We start from the raw sequence: 16,917 nt of genomic DNA, 5'->3' as shown, positions 1-16,917 counted from the left end.
TCCTCAAGCCGCCTGGCCGCGCACAGACTCACCTCGGCTCGCGGATCCCGTTCCACGGCCCTGGTCGACATCAACGGCCCGGCGGCCACCACTTCGGGCAGTGATCTCCGCGGCGGCCTACCTCAAGGAGACCCATGCGAACGCCCCTGTACCGAAGACTCACCGTGGCCGTGCTCAGCGGCGCGCTGCTCGCGGGCACCCTGGCCGCCACTCCGATCGCGCACGCCGCGGTGCCGGTTGACGAGGCCGGGCTGGCCAACGCGCTCTTCGGCGCCACCATGCGCATTGCCAACCGGGATGACGCGCTGGCCAAGAACCTGGTGGTCAGTGCCGAACTGCTGGACTGGCGGGCGAAGAACCCGCAGGCCGCGCCGGCCGCGGTGACCGCGCACCTGAGCGCGGTGCGCAAGCACGTCGAGGCCGTCGTGCCCAACCAGGCGTGGAACCGGGAACCGGTGGAGACGGTGAGCGCGGCGCTGGTCGCGGCCCGCTCCGCGCCCGGCGCGACCGTTGACGGCGCGCGCCTGGGCAGACTGAACAACACCCTGCTGGGCCTGGACACGGTTCCGGTCTCCACCAAGCCGGAGGACCGGGTCTCCGGGGCCCAGCTGCAGTTCGCCTGGGAGGCGGGTTACGCCGACAACCAGCGCGAGGTGTGGAGCGGGGTGGCGCTGACCGCGCGCGCCGACACCGGGTTCCGTGGCGCCTGGAACGCCGAGATCGGCGACCAGGCCAAGGTCAACTCCGCGGCGAGCGCCACCGAACTGGGCCAGGGCGAGCAGCTGCGCACGGTGCTGGATGTCGGCGCGCTCCGGGCGGCGGCCCAGCTCGGCCCGGTCAAGCTCAAGGTAGCCACCGACACCTCGTTCAACGACCTCGTCGGCAAGCTCTACGCCGAGCGCAAGGAGGCGCTGAACCACCTCTCCAGCGCGTCGGGGAAGAACCCGCCGGATGCCAAGCCCACCGAGCCCACCGATGCGCAGAAGACCGCGGCCAAGTCGGCCGAGGACAAGCGCAAGGGCTACGTCGACACGATCAAGGGCGGCCTGGACGGACTGGCCTTCGTGGTCGGCATGATCAACCCGGACTTCGCCAAGCGGATCACCAAATTCGCCGAGGGCGCGGTCAAGGTGGCCTACGCGGTGAACAAGGCGATCACCGCCTTCACGCTGATCAACTCGGCCTTCTCGCTGGCCACGGCGGCCTTCACCGGCAACGTGATCGGCGCGATCAGCTCGCTGATCGGGGTGTTCGGCGTCAGTGGCCCGACCGTGGAGCAGCAGATCCTGGACCAGATCAAGGAGATGCGCAAACAGCTCGAAGCGGTGCAGCAGAACATGAACGACCGCTTCGACAAGGTCGACGCGAAGCTGGACAACATCTACAACCGGATGCTGGCCGAGTTCGCGAAGCTGGAGATGGGGGTCGCCTGGGTCCGGGAGAACACCGAGCAGATCCTGGCGAAGGTCAGCTCGCTCAGCACCGAACTCCAGGTCACCGGCACCACCCTGCTCAAGGCGGTCGCCGGGCTGTACAAGCTGGACCGCTGGGGCGTCATCGACTACCACCTGGACCACGAGCGCAAGCACCACGGGCAGCGACTGCCCGAGGCCGACTTCAAGAAGGGCGAGAGCGACTTCTGGGTCACCGCGGTGCAGGCGCCGACCAACGACCTGTTCGTGGTGCCACAGGTCAACTACCGCACCGACTCGCCGACCGTGCTGAGCAACCTCAACCTGCACGGTGACGGCGGCGCGGCCGCGTTCCTCGGCTACTACGCCAACGCCAAGCTGGATCCGGGCTTCACCCACACCGGCCACGGCGGCAACGCCGAGGTGTGGAGCATCGGCGCGAACGCCTACGGACTGCTGGTCAAGCAGAATCCGGAGTGGGCCAGGAACATGGCCACCGACGTGCGCGGCAAGAAGGTGCTCGATGAGGGCCGCGCCATCCGGGACCAGCTGCTGGCCTTCAGCCAGTCCGGCCCCGACGGCGGCACCAACAAGATCTTCCAGACCCTGCTCGCCGGCTACCAGGCCAAGGCCGATGAGCTGTCGGCCAAGGTGCTCGAACGGGAGGCCGAGGTCAACGAGGGCAAGACGCTGGCACTGTGGCGCGGCCCGGAACAGGGCGCGCCGGCGGGCACCCCGAGCCTGTACGCGACACCCCAGGTGGAGCCCTGCCTGGCGAACAGCGATCCGGCGTGGAACTTCAAGCTGTCCAGGGCGAACCGGCACAATGGGCAGCACCTGAGCCCGCCCGTGCAGTTCTATCGGTACTTCCGGGGGCACGAGTTCGGCTACCGGGCCTGCTGGAGCTACGAGGTGCGCCTCGTCCCAGGTTCCTTGCGCGCCTATGACCTGGTCATCGCGATGACCGACGAGTTCACCATGCCCGGCGGCGGCACGAAGACCACCAAGCGGAACCTCGCGGTCGTGCATCGCTGGAACGACGGCCTGCCCGCGCCGCACGAGATCCAGAGCTTCATCAAGAACGAGTGGGACCGGGGTCTCAAGGCCACCTACGACAGCAGTGCCGTGCCCGACTCCGGCACCGACTTCACGACGCCGTTCTTCGCCAAGCTGGGCGAGGACCTGCTCAAGTCGAAGCGGGCAGACTTCTACAACCGGGCCGCCACCTTCGTCAAGGACAGCCTGGAAGGCCGGGAGCTGAACCTGGCCGCGCGGTTGCTGCGCGCCTACACCGAGGCCGGTTTCCCGCGGGCGCTCAACACCGACGAGTTCCTGCGCTCCGCGTTGCACGGGCCCAAGGCGCTCTACGGCGCTGGCCAGAACGACAACCAGTACCTGGTCTGGGAGTACCAGCTGGCCGGGTCCAACGTGGCAGCCGGCAAGCCCGCCTGGGACCCGGTCCGCTCGGATGTCAGCGCCGCGTGCGCCGTGATCGCGGCGACCAACGCCACCGATCCGGTGCGCAACTGCCTGCGGGACAACATGAAGTCCCGGCAGGACCGGCTGGCCGCCCGGCTCGTCGAGCAGTTCAAGCAGCGCTGGGAGGGCGCGGACCAGACCCTGCCCGGCCTGCAGACCCAGTTGCGCACGCTGTGGCTGACCCTGCGCTCGGTGTGGCCGGACTTCGACTTCGGTCCGGCGATCGAGGCTCCGGCGCCACTGGCGCCCGCGGCCGCGATCTGGAACCAGCCGGAGCACGTGGACAACACGCTCAACTCCCTGACCAGGCCGGCGATCACCTCGTTCAAGGGCAACCAGTTCACCGTGTGGCAGGGGACCGACGGCAAGCTGTACGGGTCGCTGGCGAATAGCCGGGGCTGGGCACCGAAGGTGCTGATCGACGATGGGGCCGGGGTGGTCGGGTTCGGTCCCACCGCGATCGAGTTCAACGGCAAACTGGTGGTGTCCTGGAAGAAGCGCGGCCGCGGCGAGGTGCCGGTGCAGACGCACGCGGTCAGCACGGACGGGATCACCTGGACCAGCTCCGTCGCGCACCAGCAGACACCGGGGGTCCGCACCTTCGACGCCCCGGCGCTGGCGGTGTTCAACGGCTCGCTCTACGCCCTGCACCGCGGTGAGGACCAGCAGCTGTACCGGACCACCAGCACCGACGGACTCACCTGGACCGCGCCGGTGCACACCCTGGCCGGGAACATGACCAACCAGCGGCCGGGCATGACCGTGCACAACGGCAAGCTCTACGTCGCCTGGCGCGGTCACGACTCGAATCCGCGCGCGTACATGGCCTCCTCCGTGGACGGTGTCAACTGGGTGCCGGCCCCGGTCCGGGTCGGCGGGACGGCGGCCTCGGTCGACGGCGGTCCGGTGCTGGCCTCGCACGGCGGCAAGCTGTACGCGGTGTGGGGCTTCTTCGGTGACGTGGCGATGTATGGGGCCTATTCCACCGACGGCACCGCGTGGTCGCCGCAGTACACCGTGGCCCGTACCACCAGGACCGGGCCCGCCGGCATGACCGTGCTCGACGGCAGGCTGCGACTGGTCTGGGGACCGCCGGGTGCCCTGGACGGGAGCAACCTGAGCACGGCGAGCAGCGCGGTGCTGCCCGGCTGACCCTGGCACAGATCCCACGAACCGGCCCGGTCCACTCAGCGGACCGGGCCGGTTCGTCGTTTGACCTGGTCAGCGACCGTATTCAGGGATTCTCCGGCAGTGAATACGGCCAGGTACTCCCTTGCCCGGCCCAGCGGACGCAGACTCACCGCGGCTGATGGACCACCGAGGGGAGAGCCGTATGCGCACCAGACCGTGGCGCACCAGGATGACCGCCGCACTGGTCAGCGGAGCCTTGCTGACCGGCGCGCTCGGCGCACCGCCGCCCGCGCTGGCCGCGGTGCCGATCGATCAGAACGCACTGGCCAACACGCTGCTGGGCAGCTACCTGCGGATCGTGGACGGGGACCGGGAGTACGCCAGGCACCTGGTGGCCACCGCCGAATTGACCGACTGGCGGGCACGTAACCCGCAGGCCGACCAGAACGCCCTCAGCACGCACCTCAACGGTGTGCAGAAGGCGATCGAGGCCGTGGTGCCGGAGCGGGTGTGGGACCAGCAGCCGCACGAGGTGGTCGCGGCGAGCCTGCACGCCCTGCGCGGCGCGGCGGGCGCGGTGACCAACGGGCCCAGGATCGTCGAGCTGGCCGCCAAGGTGGTCGGCCGGGACGCCCAGGTGCTCACCGGCCGGGTCACCGACCGCATCGCCAACACGGTGCCGCACCTGGGCTACAACTCCGGCTTCGACACCGCCCAGGCCGGCGTGTGGAGCGCGCTGGGCAGCACCGCCAGGGCGGACGCCAACTTCCGCGGCGCCTGGGACAAGGCCATCGGCTCGGTCATCGGGGTCAGCGCGGGTCAGCCCGCCACCCAGCTCAGCCAGCTGCCGCGGCTCAAGCAGGTGCTCGACATCCAGCCGATCCTGGACCAGACCAACAATCCGGCGCAGCTCAAACTGGTCAGCACGGAGAAGTTCCGCCTGCTGACCAGCCAGCTCTACGAACAGCGCAAGACGGGCCTGGGCAGCATCAAGGCCGACGCGGACGCCGGTGTGCCGGGCAAGAAGGCCACCGAGCCCGACGCCAAGGCCAAGGCCGCGGCCGAGGCGGATGAGAAGAAACGCCAGGGGATCATCAACGGGGTCAAGGGCGCTTTCGACGGCCTGGCCTGGTTCATCGGGCTCAACGACCCGGAGGCGGGCAGGCAGCTGCGTGCCTTCGCCAACGGCGCGGTGCAGATCGCCACCGCGGTGAACAAGTGCGTCACCGCGTTCAAGCTGATCAGCAGTGTCTTCTCGATGGCGACGCTGGCCTTCACCGGCAACGTGATCGGCGCGATCAGCAGCATCGTGTCGGTCTTCGCCGGGGCCGGGCCGAGCATCGAAGAGCTGATCATGGAGGAGATCGGCAAGCTCCGCGAGCAGGTCGTCAAGCTGCACGAGGACATGGTCTCCCACTTCCAGCGGATCGATCAGCGGCTCGACGTGATCTACCAGGGGCTGACCAGGCAGCTCCACGAGCTGTCCCTTGGCCTGGACCACATGCGTGGCCAGGTCGAGACGGTCTCCCAGCAGCTGGTGGACCTCTCCACCAAGACCCAGGTCATCGGCACCACGGTGATCGAGAGCCTGGCGAACCTGAGCAGCAGCCAGACCTGGCAGTCGGCCAACCTGATCGTGGACTACAAACGCCTGCGCCCGACCAAGGACGTCACCTTCGGCATGTACGAGACCGCCGAGAACATCTTCCAGGACGTCGGGCAGCTCAAGGCCATGCAGGCGCCCTACGTGGTGCCGGAGGGCAACTACGGCGTCGATGACGAGACGGCCAGGACCAACCTGGCCAACCACGGCCACACCGGTGTCGTCCGCTACCTCAGCGCCTACGCCAAGGCGCATTTCGACGGGGCCTTCCCGGTGTCGGCCGAGATGGTCAACCCGATGCCGTGGAAGCTGGCCGCCAACGCGTACTCGCTGATCGCCGCGCAGAACCCGCAGCACCTCGGCCAGATCCTCTCGGTCCGGCCGCACGCGGTGGCCAAGGAGGGCGCGCGGCTGCGGGACGCCGCCCTGCAGTTCAGCGAACCCGGGCCGGACGGCGCGGTGAACAAGCTGTTCACCGGTCTGACCGACCGCTACACCAGGGAGATCGTCGACCTCTACAACCACAACGCCAAGACCGACTTCGTCGTCACCAAGGGCAACTACAGCCTGTGGGACGGGCCGCAGCAGCCCATCGACCGGATCGGCGACCTGGCCGGTGAGGCGACCGTGCCCCGCTGTGACTCCGGTGGCAACCAGCGGATCAAGCGGCCGGGGATCGTGGACGGCGCCGTGCTGCCGCCCGCGCAGCGCTTCGCCAGAGCCCACCTCGAGCCCAAGCCGGGCTACGACGCGTGCTGGACCGCGGCGGAGTGGGTCAACAAGCGGGTGGAGATCGTGCCCGTCGAATGCGGCCCGCCGATGGAACGCGGCTGCGAGTACCACTGGCGCTTCGCTGACCTGAAGGTCCAGTTCCGGCAGGACATCGAGCTGCCGGGTTTCGCCGGGGTCAGCCGCTGGACCGCCGGGGTGGCCAGGAAGAACGTGAAGTACGAGGTCTGCGTGGGCAAGAACGGGGTGGTCAACCCCCTCTCCTGCGACACCAGGGCCAAGCCGCATGACCTGGTGGCGGGCGAGTGGGACTCGATGGCCGCGATGTTCGAGGGCAACGCCACCCACTACGACCCGGAGTTCACCGAGCGGGCGGCCGTCACGGCGATGACCGAGTTCCTCAAGCGGAAGCAGGCCGACTACTACCGGGCCGTGGCCAACGACATCCGGTCCACCGGCTCGGCCAGGAAGGTCAACCTGACCGTTGACCTGCTGCGCGCCTACACCCAGCTCGGCCTGCCCCGCGCGCTGGAGACCGACGACCACCTGCGGGCGCTGCTCTACGGCAGATACGCCCTGCACACCAGTGTCAACGACGAGCCGTACGGCCTGGCCGGGAACTACGACCAGGCCGCGGACAACCTGTCCCAGGGCAAGCCGCCGTGGGAGTCCGACCAGCATGAGGCGAGCGCGGACGGCTGCCAGCCACTGCCCGGCCTGGTCACCAGGGACCCGTACGCCGCCTGTATCGCCCGGAGCACCAAGATCAGGCTGGACCGGCTGATCGCCCGCTACACCGAGCAGTTCAAGCAGCGCTGGGAGGGCACCGACCAGAGCCTGCCCGAGGTGCAGACCACCCTGCGCAACCTGTGGCTGACCGTGCGGACCTGGCACCCCGACGTCAAGGAGACGCTGACGGTGGAGCCGCCGGCCCCGCTCGCGCCGCCGGTGTCCCGCTGGTCCCGGCCGCTGACGATGGACGAGTCCGCGCACGGGCACGGCGGTCCGGCGCTGTTGTCCTTCAAGGGCAAGCGGTACGCGGCCTGGCGGGGTGTCGACGGCGAGGAGCACAACATCTACCTCTCGTCCACTGTGGATGGACGGACCTGGTCGCCCAAGCAGCTCGTCGGGTTCGCCGGCACGCAGGGCACCGGGGTGTCGATGACGGAGTTCAACGGCCAGCTCGTGCTGTCCTGGCGGGTCCTGCCCAGCCGCAGGCCGAATCTGGCCAAGATCGCGGTGAGTCCGGACGGGGTCACCTGGACCTTGCGCAACGCGCCTGCCTCGATGCACGGCACCGCCGAGCCACCGGCGCTGGCCGCGCACGGCGGCAAACTGTGGGCCGTGCACCAGGGCGAGGACCACGGCATGTACCTGAGCAGCAGCCCCGACGCGGTGACCTGGACGACCCACCCCAGGCTCTACCCGGCGCGCACCACCAGCCACCGCCCGACACTGATCTCCTTCAACGGCAATCTCAACCTGGGCTGGCGGGACGCGGAGAACGGCCGCCTGCAGCTCTCCACCAGCAGCGACGGATCGGGCTGGAACGCGCCGTACTGGGTGTGGGGCGGCGGCACGGCCGAGAGCGGGGTCGCGCTCGCCGTGGTCAAGGGCAAGCTGTTCGCGAGCTGGCAGAACGCGGGCGACCGCACGCTGTGGGGCTCGGAGAGCGTTGACGGCGCGGGCTGGGTGAAGCAACGCGAGGTGGCCAGGGGCAACTACACCGCCCGTGAGCACGCTCTGTCCGAAGTGGACGGACGACTGCTGGTGACCTGGCAGGCTGCGGACAGTCCGTACCTGATGTCGTCGGTCAGCGGGGTGTTGTAGCGGGTCAGCCGGGCAGGAGCACGATCTTGCCCACATGCCCGCGTTCGAGGAACCGGCGCTGTGCGGCATGCACCGCCGTCAGGGGAAAGGTCGCCGCGACCGGTGGTCGCACGGCGCCCGCCCTGGCGGCGGTGACCAGCTTGGCGAAGTGCGGGCGGGTGTGCATGGACGAGCCGATCAGGCCGATGTTGTGCAGGTACAGCCGCCGCAGGTCGAAGTGGATGGTCGGGCCCGCCACCGCGCCCGCGATCACCCAGCGGCCGTCGTCGCGGATCAGCGGCAGCAGGTCGTTGACCGCGGCGCCGCCGGCGATATCGGCCACCGCGTCCAGGCCGTGCGGGGCCTGGACGCGGATCTGGCCGGCCAGATCGCCCGCGTCCCTGGTGACCAGGCCGGTCGCGCCCAGGGCGCGGACCTCGTGTTCCTTGGCGGCGGTGGTCATCGCGATCGGGCAGGCGCCGCGGGCGGCCAGCAACTGGACCAGGGCCGCGCCCACGCCGCCGGAGGCGCCGGTGACCAGCACGGTCTCGCCGGGGCCGATGCCGCCGCGTTCCAGCATGCCCATCGCGGTGCCGTAGGCCACCGGCAGACAGGCCAGTTCGGCGTCGGTGAGCGGGGAATCGGCGACCTGGTGCACCCGGTCCGCCCGCGCCAGCACGTACTCGGCGAACCCGCCGTCGGCCTCGCTGCCGAGCAGTCCGACCGGTGGCGCGTGCTCGCCCTCGTCCCGGTAGAGCGCCGGATCCACCAGCACCCGCCCGCCGATGAGGTCCGCGGGCAGATCGGGGCCCACCTCCGCGATCACCCCGGCGATATCGCCGCCCTGCACCCGGGGGAAGGCGATCGGGCCGCGCCAGCCGCTGCGCGCCTCCGGATCGCCGGGGCGGCCGTAGGCGCCCTCCCTGGTCCAGATATCGGTGTTGTTCAGCGCCGCGGCGGTCACCCGCACCAGCACCTGGCCGGCGCCGGGCGCCGGCACCGGGTGGTCGCGGCGCAGCTCAAGGGTGTCCGGGCCGCCGTGCCGGGTGAGGACCGCGGCCGTCATGACCTTGTCCATGTCCCCACCCTGGCACGCCAACGGTCACACCGCTGACTTGAACACCCACTTGCTCTCGTTGCCCGAGCACTTGCCCGCGGTCACGTTGCCGCCGGAAGCCCGGTAGCACTTGGTGTTGGACTGCATGTCCGAGATGGTGCCGTTCGGGTTGACCGACCACTGCTGTTTCGGTCCGCCGTCGCACTTGTTCAGCACCACGTTGCTGCCGGACTGGGCCGTGCACAGCTTGTTGTGCTCCATGAACGCGCCGTGGAAGGAGAAGCGCTGCGCGGTGGAGTTGTTGCAGGCGGCCACCTTCAGCGCGGTGCCCGGCTTGGTGCTGTCGCCGGGGTTCTCCAGGCACTGGCCGGTGGCGGTGTTCTTGTACTCGCCCACGGTCGTCTTCGGCTTCGCGCCGCCGTAGCACTCACCGGTGCTGGTGTTGAAGATCGGCGTCGGGTCCACGGTCAGGTTCGACGGCGGGTTGATGATCGATTCCTCCATCACCGGCTTGCCGTCCGGGTGGTAGTTGGTGAGCGCGTCCTCGCAGTCGATGGCGTTCATCGCGTTGCCGCCCTTGCCACCGATCCACAGGTCGAAGTGCCACAGCTTCGGGCCGCCGTTGGGGCCCTGGCCGTCCCATTCCTGATTACAGGCCGAACAATCGTCCTCCATGATGAAATATTTCTTCACCCTGGGCACCCAGACCTTGGTGCCGGGCTTGAGTTCCTTCTTGGAGGTGGCCAGGGTGATCGGGTCGGCGTAGGTGCCCTTGCCGCCCGCGGTGTTGTGGATCTGCGGATAGGCGATGGCCCCGCCCGGCGGCGTGTTGTCCCACCAGCCGTAGAAGGTGAAGAAGACCTTCTGCGCGGCGGCGGGGGCAGCCGGGGCGGCGGGGGTGGCGGGAGCGGCCTGGGCGGCGCCCAGACCGAGCAGGCTCAACATCATCAGGCCGAGCGTGGTCACCGACAACAGACGGCTGCGCATGGTTCCTCCGCGGGATCCGGTGGCGTCGGCGGCGGTGTAGCTGAGCGTCCCGCGCCGAGGGCCGGGCGGACAACCAGGGTTAGGTAGGTTTCTTAACAATTTGCGGATGAAAAAGGGGGCTTTCCGGACGAAACCGGAAAGCCCCCGCACCGGCGTGTTGGCCGTTGTCGTACATGGTGTTGGCCGAACTGGTACACCATCCGGCCAACACACCGTCCAGAACGGCCAACACACCGTACGACAACGGCCAACACGGCTGCTTGGGCCGCTGGGGTCAGCCGGTGGCCAGGGCGAAGATGTGTAGGCCGCTGTTGCGCGGGAAGGTGATGCTCGCGATCTGCTTGCCCTCGGGTGCGGCGAAGGGCTTGGTGGCCAGGATGTGCGTGGGCACCTCCTGCTTGCCGCCGATCCCGTTGCGGTAGGGGGTTTTGGCCACGATCACGTTCTCGTACATCAGGCTGCCGCCCCCGCCGCCCAGGGTCCAGTCGCTGAAGCCCAGGTCGAAGGCGCCGGTGCTGCCGTCGGTGTAGGTGACGGTGCCCGGCGCGGTCCGGCTGCCGTTGATCGCACTGCCCACAAAGGACAGTCGGCTGACCGGCGTGGTCAGTTGTACGGTCTGGCCGTTGGCGGCGATGTTGTCCGGCCGCCCGAACGGCTCGCTGGGCCAGGTGAAGTTCAGCCCCGCCACCGTGCCGGGCTGACCGGCGACCAGGCCCGCGGCGGCCAGTGCCTGCTTGGAGTAGCTGTAGCCGCCGCCGTCGAAGTTGGCCTCCTCGTGCGTGCCGGGGTCGTCGGAGACGCCGGTGTTGTCCAGTGCGGCGAACCAGGTCCGCGGCGCGGCGACCTTCACCGTGAGCTGCCGGGTGGTGGTCTTGCCGCCGCTGACGGTGACCGTGGCGTTGACCGGGTGGTAGCCCTGACCCGCGGTCGCCGCGGTCACGGTGAACTCGACCTTGCCCACCCCGTCCTTGATCGGCACCAGCCCGCTGGACGGTTCGATCTTGAGCCCTGGCGTGGGCGCGATCGAGTAGCGGACCTCGGGCTGTGCGCCGGAGAGGTGGTAGACGGTCACCTCGGCCTTGGCGGTGCCGCCGGGTGAGGTGACCAGGTGGTCCGGTCCGACCCCGATCTGGTAGGGCTGCTCCCCGTCCCGCCAGGATGGCGGCGCGTCCGAAGCCGTTGCGCCCCAAGTGGTGTTCGGCTTGGTGTCCATTGTGTACTCAAGCAGCCCGCCGCGCTGCACGAAGGACTCCGGCAGCCACGGCTTGGCCGACTCGCGCCCGTTGACCCGCAACTGGTGGATGTAGGGCGCGTTCGCCGCAGCCTTGGGCGCCAGCACGGTGATGTCCTTGCCGCGGTCCCGGTTGATCCGGGCGAACGGGAACAGCGGGCTGGACAGCACCAGCTCGGCCCGCGAGGGCACCTGCGGGTACATGCCCAGCGCGGAGAAGACGTACCAGGAGGACATCGCGCCGAGGTCGTCGTTGCCGGGAATGCCACCGGGGCCGGTGGTCCACAGCGTGTTCACCACCTCGCGGATGGTCTGCTGCGCCTTGTAGGGCTGCCCGGTGTAGTTGTAGAGGTAGGGCACGTTGACCGAGGGCTCATTGTCCATTTCGGACTTCTCGTCGCCGGACTTGCTCAGCGCCCAGCTGCCGTCGGCGTTGTGGAAGAACTCGTCCAGGCGCTTGTTCACCCGGTCCTTGCCGCCCATGGCCTGGGTCAGCCCGGCCACGTTGTGCTGCACCATCCAGGTGTACTGGGCGCTGCTGCCCTCGACGAACCCGTCGCCGGTGCCGGGGGTGAAGTTCGGCGTCCAGCTGCCGTCGGCGTGCCGGTTGCGGATGTAGCCGCCGGTGGCGTGCGCGGCCGGGTCGAAGTTGTTCTGCCACCACTGCGCCCGCTCGGTGAAGGTCTTCGCGGTTGCCTTGTCCCCCAACCGATCCGCCAGCTGGGCCAGGGCGAAGTCGGCGGTGGAGATCTCCAGCGTCTCGGCCGCCCCGCCCCAGGCGTTGGACACCGAGGGCATGTAGTTGTGCTTGAGGTACTTGTCCAGCGAGGGCCGCTGGCCGACCGACATCACGTTCCAGCCGTCCCGCTTGAGGTCCAGCGCGGTCGGCACGGTGGCCGCCTTGACCAGGGAGCGCAACGAGGTCCGCGCGTCGAAGTCGGTGCCGCCGAAGGCGTGGATGCCGGCGATGGAGGGCGCGGCCGGGTCACCGTTCATCACGTGCGTGCCGCCGTTGGCGTGCGTCCACCGGTCCCACACGCCGCCGTTCTGCTGCGCCTGGTTGAGCAGCGACTGCGCGATGTCCGAGCCGATCTTGGGCTCCAGCAAGGTCAGCAGCTGCACCTGCGAGCGGTAGACGTCCCAGCCGGAGAAGGTGCCGTACTGCACCTGCTGCCCCGGCACCGGCCGGTGCACCTTCCCGTCCATTCCCGCGTACTCCCCGTTGACGTCGCTGAAGACGTTGGGGTGCAACAGGGAGTGGTAGAGCGCGGTGTAGAACTTGGTCCGATCAGCCTCGGAGCCGCCGCCGATCTGAATCCGCCGCAGCTGCCGGGTCCACGCTTCCCGCGCGTTCGCCGCGACCTCTTCCACCGCCGCCCGCCGCGGGTTCTCCGCCCGCAGGTTGGCCTTGGCGTTGTCCAGGCTTACGTAGGAAATGCCGACCCGGACGTTCACCGCCGGGTTCTTCGCCGTGTCAAAGCCCAGATAGGCCCCGGACCCCTTGCCCACCACCGGCCACCCGTTGGTGCCATAGGTGGTGCCCCCGGTCGACGTGGTCGCGCCGGGCGTGAGCTTGTCGTCCTGCCAGGTGCCCACCGAGCTGAACGCCTGGTCGAACTCGGCCACGAAATGCAGCTTGTAGTAGGACCGGCGGCCTTCCTTGTCGAGGTAGCCGCAGAAGTTCCCACTGGTCACCGACCCGGTGACAGTCCGGGTGGCCGGATCCACCGCCACCGCGGCGTCCGTGGACCCCACCTCGGAGTTGGCCGTGCGCACCAGCAGCGACCCGGCCTTGCCGGCCGGGAAGGTGAATCGCCCGGCGCCACTGCGCAGTGTCGCGGACAGATCGGCCTTGGCCCCCGAATCCAGGGTGACCGAGTATCGGCCGGCCTTCGCCGATTCGTTGGCATGACTGAAGGTGCTCGCGTACACCTCGTCCTTGCCATCCACCGCGGGCGAGGAAGTCACCGCACCCACATGCGGAAAGAACGGAATATCCCCGGATCCACCCGCACAGCCGGTGCCGGACATGTGCGTCAGGCTGAAGCCGCGGATCTTGGTCGCGTCGTAGTGGTAGCCGCCGGGCGCCGCGGTCCGGGTGGCATTGCCCTTGGTGTTCTCCGGACTCCAGGACAGCATGCCGAAGGGCATCACCGCACCGGGAAAGACATTGCCCAGGTTCTTGGTCCCGATCAACGGATCGACGTAGGCCGCCGGATCCCGCACCAGTGGGAACCCGCTCCCGTCAAGAGGCTCGGCCGACGCCGTCCCCCCGACCGTACCCAGCACCAGCGCGGCGGTCACCGCACCGGCCAGAGCCCGTGTCCTTCTCACCTGTCCGACCCCATTCGCAAGATGTGTGCAGACAACGTTGACAAACGGTCGTGCCTGGCGGCGGGTCAGAACGTACGTGCAGGTGAGAGGCGAGTGAAGGGGTGCGAATGGAACCTGTCCGATTCTGGCCGACAACCTTGACCAGGATTCGGTCAATCGGACTACGCGGCCACCACCCGGCGTACTCCTCTGCGGAGGACAAGCCGGACCAGCGCCACTCCCAGCACCAGCCACAGCGGCGCCCACAAGCCCAGATCCCAGCCCGCGTACCACCGGGCCTCAGCCGAGGCGGCCCCGAACAAGGTGACCAGCGCGCCGGAAACCCCGGTGACCCCCCGAACCAGCAGGAACACGATCCCCACCCAGGCCGGCCCCAGCAGCAACCACGCGGGCAGCCGATCCCGCCAGGAGGTGGCCAGCCCCAGGATCACCAATGCCCCCGCCGCCGCGATCACCGCGGTCAGCACGTGCACCCAGAACGCCACCGGCCCGTCCCCGAGCAACAATTCCCGATCCGCCCCCGTCAACGGCGTCTCCGCCATCAGCACCTCGGACCCGAAGGCCCAGGCCACCTTCATTCCGCCATAGGCGAGCGCGCACACCAACGCCACCCAGGCCGCTCCCGGCAACACCGGCCGCCAGTACCGCGTCACCAACCGCCACACCAGCCAGGGCCACACCAGCACCACCAACGGCAGTTGCACCCAGCCCGTCCACACCCCGCGCACGGACAGCAACACCACCCCGGCCGCCATCGCCCCCAGCGTCACCACCAGCGCACCCAGCAGCACCCATCGCGCGACCGGCCCCCACCGTCGCAACGTGGCCAGCACAATCCCCGCCGCGACCACCCCGAGCCCGGCATTCCCCAGTTGCAGCAGCCAGGTCTGCGAATACTGCGCCTGCACCGAATCCGGTGCGACCATCCCGGGCAAGCCCACCTGCCCGACCGCGGCCATATAGACCTTTTCCCCGGCGTAGAAAAGCATCTGGGCCGCCACGACAAAGACCGCCCAGCGCTCCCACCGTCCACCCAGCTCGCTCATACCCGGCACCCTGCGCCATCCCGGCTTCGGCTGCCTCCCGAGGGGGAGGGAGCGGGCTCCCTCTTGCGAGGGAACTCCGCCACCCAAATCCAGCCCTATCGCGGCACGAACGTCATCCCCAGCTCCCGCAGCACAAACCCCAGCCATTCCGCCTGCATTTCCGCCCCCACCCCCGCGTCCATGCTCCCGTGTCCCACCGCGGTCCACACCCGCAACAACACATCCCGCCCACTGCGCGAGGCATCCCGCACCCCGGCCACGAATCGCCGGGCCTGCGACGGCGGACAGCTGATGTCACTGTTGCCCACCACCACGAACACCGCCGGATACGACACCCCGGCCCGGATGTTCTGACAGGGCGAGTACCCGGCCATCACCGCCGCGTCCGCCGGATCAGCCGGATTCCCGTAGTCCTTCTCGTACACCGCCCGGATCATCGCCGTCCCCGGCCCTTCCGCCAGCGGCGCCAGCACATCCAGCACCGGCATCGTCGGCACCACCACCCGCCACAGCTCCGCCTGCTGTGTCACCGCCACCCCGGCCAACAACCCGCCGTTCGAGGACCCTTGGAAGGCAAGGGTTTCCGGTGTCGCGACGCCACGCCACACCAGGTCCTCGGCCACCGCCCGCAGGTCGTCGAAGGTGCGCTGCTTGTGTTCCCGCCGGGCGGACTCGTACCACTCCCGCCCGTATTCGCTGCCACCGCGCAGGTTCGCGTGCACGTACACCCCGCCCGACCGCACGAACGGCGTCATCGCCCCCAGGAAGGTGGGCAGCTTCGGAATGTTGAACCCGCCGTAGGCGTTCACCAGCGTCGGCTGCGGCCTGCTCCGGTCCAGATCCTCCCTGGCCAGCACGAAGTACGGCACCCTGGTGCCATCGGCCGAGGTCGCGAAGTGCTGCTCCACCGTGATCCCGTCCAGGGTCACCCCCTGCGTCAGCACGTCCAGGGCCCCGGTGGCCGGATCCAGCTCATACATGGTGTCGCTGCTGGTGAAACTGCTCGCGGTGAACGTGAGCGCAGCCGACCCGGTGGGCAGCCGCGACAACACGGTCAGCGCGAAACTCGCACTGGCCGCGGGCAACGCCGCCCGCGCCACCGGCACCCCGGCCAGCGAATACGACCGCACATCCAGCGAGACGTCGTTCAGCGCGGTCACCACCAGGTGCTCGCCCAGCCGGTACAGACTCCGCAACACCAGGTCGCCGGCCGGGATCAGCTCCTCCCAGGTGTCCGGATCTGTCGACGTGGCAACGGGAATCCGCACCACCCGCCCGCGCGGGGTGTCCGTGCTGATCGCGACATAGGTGTCCTCGTCAACCCAGTCCCCGTACAGCTCCCCGCGAAACCCTTCCGGCGCGAACGCCCGGAAGGCCCCCGACCCGGTGTCCCCGACCAGCGCCGCCAGGTGCTCGTGCGGCGCCGTCACCACCAGCACCCGGCTGCCCCCTGGCGAGACCTGCGGCACCACCGCCAGCGAGGTCGGCGGCACCCCCGGCAGTCCGCGCGGCACCGATTCCCCGCCCCGCACCGGGAAGAACCGCAACTCGTGCGCGCCGTCGGCCGACCGCCCGGCCAGGTAGAACCCGGAGCTGTCCGGCAGCCACCCGGGCCGCACCAGGTTGCCCTGCATGGCGGGCGCCTCCACCGGCAACCGTTCGCCCGTCTCGACCTCCACCACCAGGAACCGCCCGAACGGATCCCCGCCGGCCGCCGCGTTGAACGCCAGCAACTTCCCGTCCGGCGACGGCTCCGGGTAGATCAGCGAGGTGGCCCGGCCGTCACCCCGCTCGGCCGTCAGCGCGGCCGCGGCCACCAGCACCCGGCCCGGCGAGTCCCGGTCCTCGGCCACCCGGATCGCCTGCCCGGTTCCCGCCTCGTCCTGACCCAGCCAGAACCACCGCCCGGCCACCAGCCGCCGATCCGCCAGCACCCCGGCCAGCTGACCCGCCAGCAACGGCCGCAGCTCCTCGACCAGATCGGCGAACCCATGGAAGTCCCGCGCGGCCGCGATCGCCGCGCTGACCTGCTGTTCCTGCCAGGCCAGGACCTCCGCCGTGTCCTCGTTCAGCCACGCGTAGGCGTCCGTGGTCATGCC

General features: G+C 69.5%; 7 protein-coding genes. 2 read left to right on the top strand and 5 right to left on the bottom strand.

Annotated elements, in window-relative coordinates:
* Positions 1-134 precede the first annotated feature (134 nt).
* Both MZC64_RS26565 and MZC64_RS26560 read left to right on the top strand, forming a co-directional pair.
* The gene (locus MZC64_RS26565) at positions 135-4,043 is read left to right on the top strand and encodes a hypothetical protein (RefSeq protein WP_247764048.1); all 3,909 of its coding nucleotides are present in this window, start codon (positions 135-137) and stop codon (positions 4,041-4,043) included.
* A gap of 181 nt (positions 4,044-4,224) precedes the next feature.
* Positions 4,225-8,184 (top strand): sialidase family protein, encoded by a 3,960-nt coding sequence (locus MZC64_RS26560; protein WP_247764047.1) that lies wholly within the window; start codon positions 4,225-4,227, stop codon positions 8,182-8,184.
* Positions 8,185-8,188: 4 nt separating this feature from the next.
* Here the strand turns inward: MZC64_RS26560 and MZC64_RS26555 are convergent, their stop codons facing one another.
* The 5 genes from MZC64_RS26555 to MZC64_RS26535 all read right to left on the bottom strand — a co-directional run bounded on the left by MZC64_RS26555 (position 8,189) and on the right by MZC64_RS26535 (position 16,914).
* A complete protein-coding gene (locus MZC64_RS26555; protein ID WP_247764046.1) occupies positions 8,189-9,241 on the bottom strand; it encodes a zinc-binding dehydrogenase in 1,053 nt (350 codons plus the stop codon).
* A gap of 24 nt (positions 9,242-9,265) precedes the next feature.
* Positions 9,266-10,207, bottom strand: coding sequence for a ricin-type beta-trefoil lectin domain protein (locus tag MZC64_RS26550; protein ID WP_246492496.1), 942 nt, complete (start codon positions 10,205-10,207; stop codon positions 9,266-9,268).
* A 274-nt stretch (positions 10,208-10,481) separates the two neighbouring features.
* Complete coding sequence (locus MZC64_RS26545) at positions 10,482-13,772, bottom strand: GH92 family glycosyl hydrolase (protein WP_247764045.1); 3,291 nt, start codon at positions 13,770-13,772, stop codon at positions 10,482-10,484.
* A 161-nt stretch (positions 13,773-13,933) separates the two neighbouring features.
* Positions 13,934-14,818, bottom strand: coding sequence for a DUF3995 domain-containing protein (locus MZC64_RS48025; protein WP_282105823.1), 885 nt, complete (start codon positions 14,816-14,818; stop codon positions 13,934-13,936).
* A 95-nt stretch (positions 14,819-14,913) separates the two neighbouring features.
* Complete coding sequence (locus MZC64_RS26535; RefSeq protein ID WP_282105822.1) at positions 14,914-16,914, bottom strand: prolyl oligopeptidase family serine peptidase; 2,001 nt, start codon at positions 16,912-16,914, stop codon at positions 14,914-14,916.
* Positions 16,915-16,917: the final 3 nt, after the last annotated feature.

The sequence above is a fragment of the Crossiella sp. S99.2 genome, assembly GCF_023094165.1.
Taxonomy (GTDB): Bacteria; Actinomycetota; Actinomycetes; order Mycobacteriales; family Pseudonocardiaceae; genus Crossiella.
Note: the sequence above shows the minus strand (reverse complement) of the source record. Positions and strands in the feature narration are given on the sequence as shown.

Bases quoted from the DNA above. Each gene is read 5' to 3' on its own strand.
- MZC64_RS26565 (WP_247764048.1), top strand. From the start codon at position 135: ATGCGAACGCCCCTGTACCGAAGACTCACCGTGGCCGTGCTCAGCGGC.
- MZC64_RS26560 (WP_247764047.1), top strand. From the start codon at position 4,225: ATGCGCACCAGACCGTGGCGCACCAGGATGACCGCCGCACTGGTCAGC.
- MZC64_RS26555 (WP_247764046.1), bottom strand. From the start codon at position 9,241: ATGGACAAGGTCATGACGGCCGCGGTCCTCACCCGGCACGGCGGCCCG.
- MZC64_RS26550 (WP_246492496.1), bottom strand. From the start codon at position 10,207: ATGCGCAGCCGTCTGTTGTCGGTGACCACGCTCGGCCTGATGATGTTG.
- MZC64_RS48025 (WP_282105823.1), bottom strand. From the start codon at position 14,818: ATGAGCGAGCTGGGTGGACGGTGGGAGCGCTGGGCGGTCTTTGTCGTG.
- MZC64_RS26535 (WP_282105822.1), bottom strand. From the start codon at position 16,914: ATGACCACGGACGCCTACGCGTGGCTGAACGAGGACACGGCGGAGGTC.